Below are 13,230 nucleotides of genomic sequence, written 5' to 3' on the forward strand. Positions count from 1 at the left end.
GGGCAGGAGGGAACGGGCCATGACGGGCTTGCGCTTCGACTTGCGGGACATCCCGCCGGAGGCGGAACGCCTGCGCGCCGAACTCCGCGCCTTCCTGGCCGAGGCCGGCCGCGACTGGTCCCCCATGGTCCGTGGCTATTCCTGGATGGGGTTCGACCGGGAATTCTCCCGCGAGGTCGGCAAGCGCGGCTGGATCGGCATGACCTGGCCGAAGGCCTATGGCGGCGGGGAGCGCACCGCGCTCGAGCGCTACGTGGTGCTGGAGGAGATGCTGGCCGTCGGCGCCCCGGTCGGCGCCCACTGGATCGGCGACCGCCAATCCGGCCCCCTGATCCTGCGGCTGGGGACGGAGGAGCAGCGGCGCGAATTCCTCCCCCGCATCGTCTCCGGCGAGCTTGCCTTCGCCATCGGCCTCTCGGAGCCCGACAGCGGCTCCGACCTCGCCAGCCTGCGGACCCGGGCGGAGAAGGTGCCGGGCGGCTGGCGGATCAATGGCCGCAAGGTCTGGACCACCAACGCGCATCGCTGCGACTTCATGATCGCCCTGCTGCGTACCGCCCCGGCGCCGGACCCCAAGGCGAAGCATCAGGGCCTCAGCCAGTTCCTGGTGGATTGCCGCGCCTCCGGCATCACCATCCGCCCCATCCTCGACCTGGTCGGGGAGGAAGGCTTCAACGAGATCACCTTCGACAACGTCTTCGTCCCGGACAGCCTGCTGGTCGGGAAGGAAGGCAATGGCTGGGAACAGGCGACGGCCGAACTGGCCTTCGAGCGCGCGGGGCCGGAGCGCTACCTGTCGTCGCTGCCGCTCCTGACCGCCGCGCTGGACGACCTGCGCGCCGAGCCCGCGGCGCCGGAAGCCGTGGGGCGGCTGCTCGCCCGCGCCGGCACCCTGCGGCAGATGTCCCTGGCCGTCGCCGGCATGCTGCAGGACGGCAAGACGCCCGCGCGCGAGGCCGCGCTCGTGAAGGATGCCGGCAACGACTACGAGCAGGCCCTGCCCGAGACCCTGCGCGACCTGTTCGACCCCGCCCGCACGCCGCCCGAGGTGCAGGAGATGCAGCGCATCATGACCATGGTCGCCCGCAGCTACAGCCTGCGCGGCGGCACCCGTGAGATCCTGCGCGGCATCATCGCCCGCCAATTGGGGCTGCGCTGATGTCGGACGATCTTCGCGGCATCCTGCTGGAGCAGGTGGAGCGCCTGCTCTCCGACCGGGCCGGCCCCGACCTGCTGCGCGCGAACGAGCGGGGCGAATGGCCGGAAGCCCTCTGGGCCGAGGCCGAGGCGCTCGGCCTGCCCACCGCCATGGCGCCTGAGGATAAGGGCGGCGCCGGCCTCGGCTGGGACGACGCCGCGGCGCTGTGGCATGTGCTGGGCCGCCACGCTTCCCCGCTGCCGCTCGGCGAGAGCATGGTCGCATCAGCGCTGCTCGCCGCCGGCGGCATCGCGCCGCGGCCCGGGCTGCTGGGGCTTGCCGTCGGCAAGGAGCCCGTCGCCTGGGGCCGCCGCGCTGCCGCGGTGGTCATGGTCTCGGGTGGCACCGTGCTGCTGCAGCCCGGCCCCGCCACGACACAGGGCCGCGCGCCCTATAGCCGGGAGCCCGCCGACCGCGCCGCCCCCGGCGTGCCCGCCCAGGAAGGCCGGTTGCCCGAGGGCTTCGGCCCCGATGCCGCCCTGCTGGCCGGCGCGCTGCTGAACGCCGCCCGCATCGCCGGCGCGCTGGAGGCGGTGCTCGACATGACGGTCGAGTATGCGAACACCCGCAAGCAGTTCGGCCGGCCCATCGGCGGCTTCCAGGCGGTGCAGCAACTCCTCGCCCGCTGCGCCGGGGAGGTCGCGGCCGCTGCCGTCGCCGTCGCCCATGCCGGCCGCGCCGCCGATCGCCACGGCCTGGCCGGCGCGGAGTTCGAGATCGCCTCGGCCAAGGTCGTGGCGGGAGAGGCCGCCGGCACCGCCGCCGCGATCGTCCACCAGGTCCATGCCGCCATCGGCTTCACCGACGAGCACCCGCTGCACCTCTTCACCCGCCGCATGTGGGAGTGGCGGGACGCGCACGGCGCCGAACGGCACTGGGCGAGGCGCATCGGCGCGAAGGCCCTGGAACGCGGGGGCGGGAACCTCTGGGCTGACCTGACCAGCCGTTGAGGGGGCGCCGCCCCCTCAAGCTCCCCCGCCGGGGGGTCAAGCGACCCCCCGGACCCCGGCCTGAGTCTGCATAACGGGACCATCCGACATGTCCGGCTACGTCACCTACGAAGAATCCGACCACGTCGTCACGCTCACGCTGAACGCGCCGGAGAAGCGCAACGCCATCTCCACCTTCGAGGATTGCGACGCCGTCGTGGACGCCGTCCGCCGCGTCAACCGCGACCGCAGCGTCCGCGCGGTGATCCTGACCGGCGCCGGCACCGCCTTCTGCGCCGGCGGCGACCTCAAGGCCATGCGCGACCGCCGCGGCATCATCGAGGGCAGCCACGCCGACCTGCGGGAGAACTACCGCCGCGGCGTCCAGGCCATGGCCAATGCCCTCTATGACTGCGACGCGCCGACCATCGCCGCGGTGAACGGACCCGCCATCGGCCTCGGCCTCGACGTCGCCTGCATGTGCGACATCCGCATCGCCTCGGAGAACGCCCGCTTCGCCGAGAGCTTCATCAAGGTCGGCATCGTCCCCGGCGACGGCGGCGCCTGGCTGCTGCCCCGCGTGGTCGGCATGTCCATGGCCTGCGAGATGAGCTTCACCGGCGACCAGATCGACGCCCAGACCGCGAAGGAGATCCGCTTGGTCTCCCGCGTCGTCGCGCCCGACGACCTCATGCCGGCCGCCCGCGCCCTGGCGGCGCGCATCGCGGCCAACCCGCCCGAGATGGTGCGCATGACCAAGCGCCTGCTGCGGGAGGGCCAGCACACCCGCCTCTCGACCCTGCTCGAGATGTCCGCCGCCTTCCAGGCCCTGGCCCATAGCACGGAGGACCACAAGGAAGCGGTCAGCGCCATGCTGGAAAAGCGGACGCCAAGCTTTACAGGGCGGTAGGGCCTGATAGGGAACTGGCGACGCCAAGGCTTGGCGAGGGGCCATGATTGTCGCCAACGCGGCACGCGCCCGCCGAGCCAACCCGTTACCCCTTCCCCAGCAGGACCGCATGCACTCCACCCTGCCGCGCGGCGCCGTCGCCGCCCTCGAAGCCTCGAAGATCCGCGAAGTCTACAACGACGGCGCGGGCATTCCCGACCTCATCCCCCTCTGGGTGGGGGAGGGCGACATCGCCACGCCCGACTTCATCAAGCGCGCGGCGGAGGACTCGCTGGCGGCGGGGGAGACCTTCTACTCCTCCAACCTCGGCATCCCCGAACTGCGCGACGCCATCGCCCGCTACCAGCAGCGCAACGGCCGCGAGGTCACGGCCGACCGGGTCTGTGCCACCAGCGCCGGCGTCAATGCCATCATGCTGGCCTGTCAGGCGGTGCTGGACCCGGGCGACAAGGTGGTCACCCTGGCGCCGCACTGGCCGAATATCGGCGCCATCCCGCTGATCCTCTCCGCCCCGGTCGAGACGGTGCCGCTGCACCTCGCCCAGGGCACCTGGCGGGTGGACCTGGACCGGTTGCTGGCCGCCATCACGCCGGAGACGAAGCTCGTCCTGCTGAATTCGCCCGGCAACCCCACCGGCTTTGCCTTCACGCGGGCGGAGCAGCAGGCGGTGCTCGACCACTGCCGCCGCACCGGCACCTGGATCCTGGCCGATGAGGTTTACGAGCGCCTCTACTACGAAGGTCCGGCCGCGCCCTCCTTCCTCGACATCGCAACGCCGGAGGACCGGGTGATCGGCCTCAACAGCTTCTCGAAGTCCTGGGCCATGACGGGCTGGCGGCTCGGCTGGCTGGTGCTGCCGCCGGCGCTGGTGGACGGCGTCGCCAAGCTGGTCGAGTACAACACCTCCTGCGCCCCGGTCTTCGTGCAGCGCGCCGGCGTCGCGGCGCTGGACCAGGGCGACGAGTTCACCGCCGGCATCGCCGCGCAGTTCAGGCGTCTGCGCGACAAGACCGCGGCGGCGCTGAACGCGGTGCCGGGCATCACCGCGCCGGTCGCCGCCGGCGGCATGTACAGCTTCTTCCGGGTGGAGGGCCTGACCGACAGCCTGGCCGAGGCCAAGCGCATGAGCCGCGGCGCCAAGGTCGGGTTGGCCCCCGGTAGCGCCTTCGGCCCGGGCGGGGAGGGGCATTTCCGCCTCTGCTTCGCGCAGCAGGAGGCGACGCTGGACCGGGCGCTGGACCGGCTGACGGAGTGGCTGCGGCGCTGAGCGCGCCGCCTATCCCTCGTCCTTCCCGCCGCGCAGCACCTGGTCCACAAGCTGGACCGTGTCGCCCTGCATGCGCTGCATCAGCTCGGCGATCTCGCGCGCCGTCTGCAGCCCGAGCGCCTGGGCGCGGTCCACCATGTCCAGCACCGCGGCCGCCGTCTCCGGCGGCGCGCTGGCGCCGGCCAGGCGGCGGGCATTCTCCGTCATCTCGTCGAGCGTCCGGCGGGTGACCTGCGCATGCTGCTGCGCCGCGGCCTGCAGCCAGGTGACCGCCAGGCGATGGGCGGCCGTGATCATCTCGATCCCCCGCCGCTGCAGGGCCAGCAGATCCTCCGGCCCCTCGCCGCGCGGCGGCGGCACCAGCGGCAGCGGCCGGAAGCCGGAGCCGGGCGGTTGCTCGCCATCCATTGCCACACCTCTCACGCCAGCGGGCCCCAGTCTGCGCCGGGGATGTTGCCAGAATGGCAATGCTTTCGGGCGGGCGCCAGTGCCACGGGGAAGCCGGAGCCATCCCCGCGCGTTGGCAGGGCACCCCGACCGGACGACCTGCCATGACCCAACACCTCCAGGCGATGCTGGACAGCCAGCCCCACCACCCCTCGGCACTGGACGTGATCCGGCGCTGCATCGCCGCCTGCCTCGACTGCTCGGCCACCTGCACGAGTTGCGCCGATGCCTGCCTGTCCGAGACGAACGTCGCGAACATGGTCCCCTGCATCCGGCTGGACCTCGACTGCGCCGATATCTGTGGCGCGACGGGCCGTGTCGTCGGGCGGCTGACCAAGCCGAACAAGGCGAGCATGGCCGGGATCCTGCAGGCCTGCATCGCCGCCTGCGAGGCCTGTGCGGAGGAGTGCCAGCGCCATGCCGGCATGCACGCGCATTGCCGGATCTGCGCCGAGGCCTGCCGCGGCTGCGCGAAGGCCTGCCAGGACCTGCTGGACGTGATGCCGTAACGGAGGGTGCGATGGCGAAGGAGAGCAAGGCGCAGCGCGAGACGGTCGAGCGCGTGATGCGCGAATGGAAGGAAGGCGACCTCGAGACCAGCCGCGGCGCGCCGGTGAGGAGCCAACGGCAGGCGGTGGCGATCGCGCTGCATGAGGCCGGCGCCTCGCGCGACGAGACGCCGGAGAAGAACCGCGCCAATCTCCGCCGCAGCAAGGCGCGGGAGCGGAAGGCGGAGGAGACCCGCGCCTCGCTCTATGCCGAGGCGACGCGGCGCGGGATCCAGGGCCGCTCGCGCATGACCAAGGAGGAGCTGGTCCGGGCGCTGCGGCCGCACTGACACCGGCCTGCAGACGTCCCGGCATCTGCAGGCCGGTGTCGCGCGCAGGGTTGCCGGGCTCCCATCGCAGCTTGGCTGCGATGGGAGCCCGGTGTGGCGGCCGCGGCGCGCGGCTTCAGCCGCGGGCGATCCAGGGCATCTTCGATGCGGTGATGGTGACGAACTGGATGTTCGCATCCAGCGGCAGGTTCGCCATCATCAGGATGGTGCTGCCGACATGCTTCGCGTCGAAGGTCGGCTCCACCTTCATCTCGCCGGTGGCCTGCTTCACGCCGCGGGTCATGCGCGCGGTCATCGGTGTCGCCGCATTGCCGATGTCGATCTGGCCGGAGACGATGTCGAAGGGCCGCCCATCCAGCGCCAGGGTCTTGGTCAGGCCGGTGACGGCATGCTTGGTCGAGGTATAGGCGATGCTGTCCGGCCGCGGCACATGCGCGCTGATGCTGCCGTTGTTGACGATGCGGCCGCCCATCGGCTGCTGGTTCTTCATGATGCGGAAGGCGGCCTGGGCGCAGAGGAAGGAGCCCGTCAGGTTCACCTGCACGACGCGGGCCCAGTCCTCATAGGCCAGGTCCTCGATCGGACCCGCGGGGACGTTGCCGCCCGCATTGTTGAACAGGAAATCCAGCCGGCCCCAATCGGCCTTCAGCCGGTCGAACAGCGCCGTGACCGATTTCGGGTTGCCGACATCCGTGGAGACCGGGACGGCGCGGGATGCCGCATCGCCGGCCAGGCCCTTCGTCTCCTCCAGCGCATCCTGGCGGCGGCCGGCGAGGGCCACGGTCCAGCCGTCGCCCAGCAGCGCCAGGGCCGCAGCGCGGCCGACGCCGGATCCCGCGCCGGTGACGACAGCGTATTTCGTGGACATGCCTCTTCTCCTCGTTCGCGTCGCAAGGGGCCATCCGGCCCCGGATCCGTCCTGCCCGGGCCTGGCCCGGGCACCCACCTCTGCTGCCGCAGCATAGATGGCCGGGCCAGGCCCGGCCATGCAGGCGTCCTAGCTGTTCGGCCCGCGGCCCATGCCGATGGGCTGCCAGCGCCGCAGCGCCGTGTTCTGCAGCACGGCCGGGTTCACGCAGCTCATCGGCCACTTGCCCTGCAGCACCAGCGCCAGTTCGTGCCCCACGCGGCGCTTCCGTGCCTCGTCGAAGCGGGCGCTGGCGCTGGCGACATGCGCCGTCAGCGTCACGTTCTCCATGCGCAGGATGGGGTTGTTGTGGGAGGGCGGCTCGACCTCGAGCACGTCGAGCGCGGCATGCGCGATCCAGCCTTCCTGCAGCGCCTTGATCAGCCCCTCCTCGTCCACCGTCGGGCCGCGGCCGGTATTGATGAAGACGGCGGAGGGCTTCATCTGGCGGAAATGCTGCTCCTTCAGCATGTGGTGCACCTCCGGCCGCGCCGGGGCATGCATGCTGACGAAATCGGATTGCGACAGGACCTCGGACAGGGTCGCGGGCTGCACGCCGTTCTCGGAGATCAGCATCTCCTCGACGAAGGGGTCGTAGGCGATCATGCGCAGGCCGAAGGGGGCGGCGCGCTTCGCCACGGCGCGGGCGACCCGGCCGAAGGAGATGAAGCCGAGCGTCTGGCCCATCAGGCGGGGAATCTTCAGCAGCGCCGGGCGGCCTTCCTTCCAGCGCCCCTCCCGCACCATGCGGTCCTGCTCCACCAGCCGCCGGAAGCCGGCGAGCAACAGCGTCATGGCGTGGTCGGCCACCTCCTCGATGAAGGTGTCGGGGACGTTGGTGACGGGGATGCCGCGCTCGGTCGCCGCCTTGACGTCCACGCTGTCCACGCCGACGGAGCCGAGGGCGATGATGCGGCACTTCGTCAGGCTGTCGATGATCTCCTTGGTGATCGGGATGCCCTTGGCATAGATCGCATCCGCCTCCTTCGCCGCGGCGATGAAGCCGGCGGTGTCGGTCGGCGCCTCGACGATCTCGGCATTGAGGCCCTCGAGCGCCTCGCTCTCCAGCGCATAGCCGCCGCCCGCCACGGTGAAGCTGGCGCCGGCGGGGGTGACGATCCGGTATTTCGGCATGGACGGTTTCCTTGCTGCGGCGGTGAGTGTGGGAGGGGAGGGAACTCCCCTCCCACGCCCACCCCTCCTTTTTCTGTGGGTTTGCAGGTTCAGCCTGCCGACTCGGAGAAAAAGGAGGATGTGGGGGTACGGGGGAGAAGGAGTTCCCTCCTTCTCCCCCGGGCAAAGGTCGCTACTTCGGTGGCCTTGCCCGGATCGCGGCCTCGTTCACCTCGACACCCCAGCCGGGTCCGGTCGGCAGCACCAGCTCGCCATCCTCGATGGTCGGTGGGGGCGTGAACTCGTCGCGCCAGGCGACGCTGTCGATATCGATCTCCATCACCCGGAAATTCGGGATGCAGGCGGAGAAATGCGCGCTGATCATGCTGCACAGGTTGCCGTAGAAATTATGCGGCGCGCAGTTGACCTCATAGACGTCGCAGAGCGAGGCGACCTTCATGCTCTCGCCGAGGCCGTTCCAGATGACGTCGACGATGCCCACATCCATCGCATAGTGTTCGAGGAAGGGGCGGAATTCGCGGCGGCCATGGAGCGTCTCGCAGGAGGCGACGGGGCAGGGGGCCATGCGCTTGATGCTGGCCAGCGCCGCCGGGTCGTGGGAGTCGATCTCCAGCCAGGTGAGCTCGAAGGGCGCGACCGCATCCGCCACGCGCTGGAAGCCTTCGGTCTTGAAGTGGAAATTGGTATCGAGGTGGATGCCCATGTCGGGCCCGACCGCGTCGCGGATGCTGCGCAGATGCGCCTTCAGCTCCGCCAGCAGCCGGTTGTCCCAGTTCAGCTCCGGCCAGCCGGCATGGCGGCCGAAGCCGGGCGAGTACTGGAACAGCGCGCCGTCCGGGCCGGGGACCAGGATGTTGGTCTTGAGGGCGCGGAAGCCGCGGTCCTTCACCTCCGCCGCATGGCGCGCGACATCGGCGCGGGTGCGGATGGGCGGCACGCCCATATGGGCGGCGTTGCGCACGCGGTAGCTGCCGAAATGCGACCAGTAGACCGGGATGCGCTCCCGGATCGGGCCGCCGAAGAGCGCCGCGACGGGAATGCCGCGGGCGCGGGCGGCGATGTCGAGCAGCGCGTTCTCGATGGCCGCGATGGCCTGCTGGTTCAGCCCGCCGCGGGACTGGCGCGTCATCACCTGCAGCCAGGCCGTCACCTCCTCCCACCGCGTCGGGTCGCGGCCGAGGATCAGGGGCGTCAGGCTCTCGATGACCGAGGAGAGGCCGGCCGAGCCGAAGCTCTCGTTGTACTCGGACCAGCCGATGAGCCCGTCATCGGTGGTGACCTTGAGGAAGGAGAAGAGCCGCCAGCCGGCATCCGCGCGCAGCGTCTCGACCCGTGCGATCTTCATCGCGTCCTCCGTTCCCTCGATCATGGTCTTGCGGAGCGCAGTCCCGCCCCGGCGCGGTGCCGCGCCCGCGCGACCCGCTTCGGCCGGATCGAACCACGCCGCCCGCCTATCCACAAGCGGGCGCGGCGGGGGTAGCGTCCTGGCGTGAGCAGGGGAGGGACCCATGGGCAGGCTGGACGGCAAGATCGCCTGGGTGACGGGCGCGGGCAGCGGCATCGGCGAGGCGGTGGCGGAGCGCTTCGGCGCCGAGGGCGCGGCGGTGATCCTGACGGGTCGCCGCAGGGACCGCCTGGAGCAGGTGGCGGAGCGGATCCGCGGCAAGGGCGGCACGGCCGAGGTGCAGCCGGCCGACCTGATGCAGGCGGCCGAGGTGCAGCGCGTGGCGGACGCGATCGCCGCGGGGCATGGCAGGCTGGACGTGCTGGTCAGCAATGCCGGGCTGAACGTGACGGAGCGGCGCTGGGACAACCTGACGCCCGAGGGCATCGACCAGCTCATCCAGGGCAACCTGTCCTCGGCCTTCTATGTCGCGCGGGCGGTGCTGCCGATCATGCGCAAGCAGGGCGGCGGCGTGATGATCCATACGGCGTCCATGGCCGGGCGCAATGTGGGGGTGATGAGCGGTGCCGGCTACAACGCGGCGAAGCATGGCGTGGTGGCGATGAGCCACACCATCAACATGGAGGAATGCGTCAACGGCATCCGCAGCACGGCCTTCTGTCCGGGCGAGGTGAACACCGAGATCCTGAAGAAGCGGCCAAACCCGCTGAGCCAGGAGGACCTGGACCGGATGCTGCAGCCGGAGCAATGCGCCGACCTGATCCTCTACGTCGCGACGCTGCCGGCTTCGGTGACGATGAACGAGGTCTGGCTCACCCCGACCTGGAACCGCGGCTACGTCTCCGGCCTGCAGAAAAAGCTCTGACTCGGGCCGGGGTCCGGGGGGCCGCTCGGCCCCCCGGCGGGAGCGCGAGGGCAGAGCCCTCGCCTATTCTTTGACGGCGCCCGTCAGCGACGACACGTAGTAGTCCACGAAGAAGCTGTAGAAGATCGCCACCGGCAGAGACCCCAGCAGGCTGCCGGCCATCAGCGCCCCCCACTGGTACACGTCGCCGGAGACCAGCTCCGTCAGGATCGCGACCGGCACCGTCTTGCTCTCGCTGCTCTGGATGAAGGCGAGGGCGTAGATGAACTCGTTCCAGGACAGCGTGAAGCTGAAGATGCCGGCCGAGATCAGCCCGGGCACCGCCAGCGGCAGGGTGATCTGCGTCAGGATCTGCAGCCGCGTCGCGCCGTCGATCAGCGCGCATTCCTCGAGCTCGTATGGGATCGACTTGAAGTAGCCGATCAGCAGCCAGGTGCAGAAGGGCACCAGGAAGGTCGGGTAGGTCAGGATCAGCGCGAAGGGCGTGTCGAAGAGCCCGAGCTGGAAGACCATGGTCGCCAGCGGGATGAAGAGGATGCTGGGCGGCACCAGATAGGCCAGGTAGATCGCCAGGCCCACATACTGGCTGCCGCGGAAGCGCAGCCGCTGGATGGCATAGGCCGCCAGCACGCTGGCGAAGAGCGAAAGGAAGGTCGAGGCGATGGCCACCAGCATGGTGGTCCAGAGCCAGTGCGGATAGCTGGTGTTGAGCAGCAGGTGCCGGATGTGGTCCAGCGTCGGGCTGCTGATCCAGAAGGGGTTGTACTGCTTGTAGTCGTAGAGCTCGGCGTTCGGCTTGAAGGCCGTCACGGCCATCCAATAGAAGGGAAACAGCAGGATCAGCAGGAAGCAGGCGAGCGGGACATAGAGCGTCACCACGCGGCGCGCCTTGCTGTCCCAGCTCATCATCTCGGGCGCGAGGGCGGCGCGCGCCTCCGGCCCGTCGACGGCGGCGGTCGTGGCGGCGTCAGTCATTGGCTTCCCCCTGCTGCCACTTGCGGCGGGCCATGCCGAAATAGGTGAAGAGCGTGGCGAAGACGAGGAAGGGGATCATGGCGACGGCGATCGCCGCGCCCTCCGCCAATTGCCCGCCCGGGATACCGCGCTGGAAGGCGAGCGTCGCCATCAGATGCGTCGAGTTCACCGGCCCGCCGCGCGTGATGGCATAGACGAGCTGGAAGTCGGTGAAGGTGAAGATGATGGAGAAGGTCATGACGATCGCCAGGATCGGCATGAGCAGCGGCACGGTGATGTTCCAGAAGCGCTGCATGGGGGTGGCGCCGTCGAGCAGCGCGGCCTCGTAGAGGGATGGCGAGATGGTCTGCAGGCCGGCCAGCAGGCAGATGGCGACGAAGGGGATGCCGCGCCAGATATTGGCGGCGATGAGGGAGAAGCGCGCCGGCCAGGCGCTGCCGAGGAAGTCGAAATAGCGGTCGCGCAGCCCCAGCACGTCGACGAATATGTAGGAGACGATGCTGAACTGCGGGTCGTAGATCCACCAGAAGGCGATGGCCGAGAGCACCGTCGGGGTGATCCAGGGCAGCAGCACGATGGCGCGGATCAGCGACTTGAAGGGCAGGTGCTGGTTCAGCAGCAAAGCGAGCCAGAGGCCGAGGCCGAACTTCCCGACGGTTGCCACCGCCGTGTAGAAGACGCTGTAGAAGACCGCGTTCCAGAAGACCGGGTCCTCCGCCAGGTACTCGAAATTCTCGAGCCCCACCCAGGACCCGCCGCGGCCGATCATGGTATCGGTGAAGGCCAGCCAGATGCCGAGGCCCAGCGGATAGGTCAGGAAGACCGCCAGCAGCCCGATGGCGGGCGCCATGCAGAGGAAGACCAGGAAAGGCTTCCAGTCGAAGAGCCGGACCAGCCAGCCCGGCTCCTGCCGCGTATTCTTCCAGGCCGCGGTCGCCGTTGCGGACATGGCAGCCTTCCTCCCTGTTGGGGCGCCGCCGGTCGCCCGGCGGCGCCATGTCCCTTACCTGTAGTAGCGCTTGGCGCGCCGCTCGGCCTCGCGCGCCGCGGCTTCCGGGGTCTGCTGACCGGAAGCGACGGCGGCGCACATCTGCACCATCACGTATTCGGCGGTGGCCGCGGCCGCCGCCTGGTTGATCGGGCCCTTCCAGCCATTCCAGAAGCGGTTGTTCATGCTGTCCTGGAACACCGCGAGCTTGGGGTCGGAGGTCCAGACCGGGCTCTTGTCATAGGCATTCAGCGGATGCGCCCAGTAGCCCAGGCACTTCTGCAGCCAGGGGTCGTACTGCTCCCGCTCCATCATGAAGGCCAGGTAGGCCTTGGCGGCATTCGGGTAGCGGGTGTGCTTGAAGACCATGGCGTTGATGGTCAGCGCCGATTGCGGCGCGGAGCCGATGACGCCGGCCGGCATCGGCGCGTGGTTGGTATCGGCCGCGATCGCCGCCGTCGCCGGGTCGTTCTTGAGGGAGAAGTAGAGCGAGACGCCGTTCGCCGTCAGGAAGCACTCGTTCGCCGCATAGGCCCGGTTGTTGGACACGTCGCTCCAGGAGAGGGTGCCCGGCGGGAAGGTCTTCTGCAGCTCGGCGGCGTATTTCAGCGCCTCGATCGTCTGCTTGCTGTTGATGGCGATCTTGCCCTGCTCGTCCACCAGGTAGCCGCCATGCGACCAGACCAGCCAGTTCGCATAGCCGTTGCCGTCGCCGACGGCATTGCCCAGAGTGAAGCCGGCCGGCTTGTTCGCCGCGCGCAGCTTGCGGCAGAGGTCGAGGAACCTGTCGTGCTCGTTCGGGATGCTCTCGTAGCCCGCCTCCTTCACCGCGCTCTCGCGGTAGACGATGGGGCCGGAGGTCCCGCCGAAGGGGATGCCGATCCAGTTGTTGGTGCCGTTCTTCTTGCCGAATTTCTCGCCGAGGAATTTCCAGCCGCCGTAGCGCTTGCCCAGGTACTCCGCGACGTCGGAAAGCTCGACCAGCTTGTCGACGAAGATGTGCGGGTCCTCGGCCCAGCCGAGCACGACATCCGGGCCGCTGCCGGTATTGGCGGTCACCGCGGTCTGGGCGCGGATGTCCTCCCAGCCCACGAAGTCCACGCGCACCTGCACGCCGGTCTTCTGTTGGAAGCGGGCAGTGTTCTCGCGGAACACGGTCTCGTCCGGCTCGACGAAGCGGGCGGGGCGCAGGATGCGCAAGGTCGCGCCGCTCTCGACCGGCAGGTTCAGCGAGGCATCGGCCGCCGGGATCTGCGCGGCGGATTCCCGCGCCAGGGCCGCCGCCGCGGCCGCGCCGGCCGTCATGGTCAGCGCGCCGCGCCGGGTGATGATGTGCATCCGTTCGTCTCTCCCCTGTGGTCCCGCCC

Annotated in this window: 14 protein-coding genes; 7 read left to right on the top strand and 7 right to left on the bottom strand. The window is 69.9% G+C overall.

Annotated features, from left to right (window positions below; all coding sequences use genetic code 11):
• Window positions 1-19 precede the first annotated feature (19 nt).
• The 4 genes from Q7A36_RS04645 (at window position 20) to Q7A36_RS04660 (ending at window position 4,304) form a co-directional block, all read left to right on the top strand.
• Complete coding sequence (locus Q7A36_RS04645) at window positions 20-1,159, top strand: acyl-CoA dehydrogenase family protein (protein ID WP_305102493.1); 1,140 nt, start codon at window positions 20-22, stop codon at window positions 1,157-1,159.
• Window positions 1,159-2,148: an acyl-CoA dehydrogenase gene (locus Q7A36_RS04650; RefSeq protein WP_305102494.1), complete on the top strand. Its 990-nt coding sequence runs from the start codon at window positions 1,159-1,161 to the stop codon at window positions 2,146-2,148. Before Q7A36_RS04645 ends, Q7A36_RS04650 begins: the two co-directional genes overlap by 1 nt.
• A gap of 88 nt (window positions 2,149-2,236) precedes the next feature.
• Window positions 2,237-3,037, top strand: coding sequence for a crotonase/enoyl-CoA hydratase family protein (locus Q7A36_RS04655; RefSeq protein WP_305102495.1), 801 nt, complete (start codon window positions 2,237-2,239; stop codon window positions 3,035-3,037).
• Window positions 3,038-3,146: 109 nt separating this feature from the next.
• On the top strand, window positions 3,147-4,304 hold the full coding sequence (locus Q7A36_RS04660) for a pyridoxal phosphate-dependent aminotransferase (RefSeq protein WP_305102496.1): 1,158 nt from the start codon (window positions 3,147-3,149) through the stop codon (window positions 4,302-4,304).
• 9 nt (window positions 4,305-4,313) lie between these two features.
• Here Q7A36_RS04660 and Q7A36_RS04665 read toward each other — a convergent pair whose 3' ends face one another.
• Window positions 4,314-4,712, bottom strand: coding sequence for a phasin family protein (locus Q7A36_RS04665; protein ID WP_305102497.1), 399 nt, complete (start codon window positions 4,710-4,712; stop codon window positions 4,314-4,316).
• A gap of 143 nt (window positions 4,713-4,855) precedes the next feature.
• On the opposite strand from Q7A36_RS04665, the gene Q7A36_RS04670 reads away from it, so the two are divergent.
• A complete protein-coding gene (locus tag Q7A36_RS04670; protein ID WP_305102498.1) occupies window positions 4,856-5,260 on the top strand; it encodes a four-helix bundle copper-binding protein in 405 nt (134 codons plus the stop codon).
• 11 nt (window positions 5,261-5,271) lie between these two features.
• Window positions 5,272-5,589: a DUF6496 domain-containing protein gene (locus Q7A36_RS04675; protein WP_305102499.1), complete on the top strand. Its 318-nt coding sequence runs from the start codon at window positions 5,272-5,274 to the stop codon at window positions 5,587-5,589.
• Window positions 5,590-5,704: 115 nt separating this feature from the next.
• Here the strand turns inward: Q7A36_RS04675 and Q7A36_RS04680 are convergent, their stop codons facing one another.
• The 3 genes from Q7A36_RS04680 to Q7A36_RS04690 all read right to left on the bottom strand — a co-directional run bounded on the left by Q7A36_RS04680 (window position 5,705) and on the right by Q7A36_RS04690 (window position 8,975).
• Complete coding sequence (locus Q7A36_RS04680; protein WP_305102500.1) at window positions 5,705-6,457, bottom strand: SDR family oxidoreductase; 753 nt, start codon at window positions 6,455-6,457, stop codon at window positions 5,705-5,707.
• 129 nt (window positions 6,458-6,586) lie between these two features.
• The gene (locus Q7A36_RS04685; RefSeq protein ID WP_305102501.1) at window positions 6,587-7,630 is read right to left on the bottom strand and encodes a C-terminal binding protein; all 1,044 of its coding nucleotides are present in this window, start codon (window positions 7,628-7,630) and stop codon (window positions 6,587-6,589) included.
• Window positions 7,631-7,802: 172 nt separating this feature from the next.
• A complete protein-coding gene (locus Q7A36_RS04690) occupies window positions 7,803-8,975 on the bottom strand; it encodes a mandelate racemase/muconate lactonizing enzyme family protein (protein WP_305102502.1) in 1,173 nt (390 codons plus the stop codon).
• A 163-nt stretch (window positions 8,976-9,138) separates the two neighbouring features.
• Between Q7A36_RS04690 and Q7A36_RS04695 the strand changes: the two genes are divergently transcribed.
• Complete coding sequence (locus tag Q7A36_RS04695) at window positions 9,139-9,900, top strand: SDR family oxidoreductase (protein ID WP_305102503.1); 762 nt, start codon at window positions 9,139-9,141, stop codon at window positions 9,898-9,900.
• A 63-nt stretch (window positions 9,901-9,963) separates the two neighbouring features.
• On the opposite strand, the gene Q7A36_RS04700 is transcribed toward Q7A36_RS04695, so the two are convergent.
• Genes Q7A36_RS04700 through Q7A36_RS04710 form a run of 3 tightly spaced genes read right to left on the bottom strand, consistent with a single transcriptional unit; the run spans window position 9,964 to window position 13,201 of the window.
• Window positions 9,964-10,875, bottom strand: a complete 912-nt coding sequence (locus Q7A36_RS04700; protein WP_305102504.1) for a carbohydrate ABC transporter permease — start codon at window positions 10,873-10,875, stop codon at window positions 9,964-9,966.
• The gene (locus tag Q7A36_RS04705; protein WP_305102505.1) at window positions 10,868-11,824 is read right to left on the bottom strand and encodes a carbohydrate ABC transporter permease; all 957 of its coding nucleotides are present in this window, start codon (window positions 11,822-11,824) and stop codon (window positions 10,868-10,870) included. The genes Q7A36_RS04700 and Q7A36_RS04705 overlap by 8 nt, the downstream gene beginning before the upstream one ends.
• A 54-nt stretch (window positions 11,825-11,878) precedes the next feature.
• Window positions 11,879-13,201: an ABC transporter substrate-binding protein gene (locus tag Q7A36_RS04710; protein ID WP_305102506.1), complete on the bottom strand. Its 1,323-nt coding sequence runs from the start codon at window positions 13,199-13,201 to the stop codon at window positions 11,879-11,881.
• Window positions 13,202-13,230: the final 29 nt, after the last annotated feature.

It is taken from the genome of Paracraurococcus lichenis (genome assembly GCF_030657435.1).
In the GTDB taxonomy this organism is placed as follows: domain Bacteria; phylum Pseudomonadota; class Alphaproteobacteria; order Acetobacterales; family Acetobacteraceae; genus Paracraurococcus; species Paracraurococcus lichenis.